The 495-nt window shown below is 66.3% G+C and carries 1 protein-coding gene and 1 pseudogene; one reads left to right on the plus strand and one right to left on the minus strand.

Annotation, left to right across the window (positions count from 1 at the left end; all coding sequences use genetic code 11):
* A partial coding sequence (locus tag DEQ92_RS24290) for a DUF5811 family protein (protein ID WP_233516944.1) occupies positions 1-104 on the plus strand: 104 nt, incomplete at its 5' end.
* Between the two features lie 58 nt (positions 105-162).
* On the opposite strand, the pseudogene DEQ92_RS22085 reads toward DEQ92_RS24290, so the two are convergent.
* A pseudogene (locus DEQ92_RS22085) lies at positions 163-495 on the minus strand (translation initiation factor IF-2); the annotation flags it as partial.

Genomic DNA, 495 nt, shown 5'->3' on the forward strand with positions numbered 1-495 from the left:
TCACCGACGAGGACGGCGACGAGGTCGCCCGCGGCCTCGCCGCCTCCGCCGCGCTCCAGGTGATGAACACCGTCGGCGACGGCCTCACGCCGACGGCGCGATAGTCGCGACTCGTTTCGTTCGGCCTGCGTACTGGAAAAGAACGCGGCGCCGCCAGCGTCGCTATTTCCCCCAGAAGGGGTCGCGCTTGCGGTGCTTGTCGAGGTAGCTCGTCAGTGCCTCCAGTTCGTCGGCCGGGATGTCGTCGGAGAGCTCTTGTTCGAGGATCTTCGCGTGCTTTTCGGGCAGTTCGATCCACAGTTCGTCACCCTCGTCGATCTGCCGACCCACGGTCGGCCCGTCGATTGCGACGGAGACGCGCGTGCCCGAGCGGGCCTCCGAGACGTCTTCGCCCTGCTCTTGAATCCCCGAGAGCTGGCCGACGCGGGTGGGTTCGTTACCCTCCCACTTCACGACGTTCTGGTTGTTCTTCAGCGTCCCCGAGAGGACCTCGAC

The sequence above is a fragment of the Haloferax sp. Atlit-6N genome, assembly GCF_003383195.1.
Taxonomy (GTDB): Archaea; Halobacteriota; Halobacteria; order Halobacteriales; family Haloferacaceae; genus Haloferax; species Haloferax gibbonsii.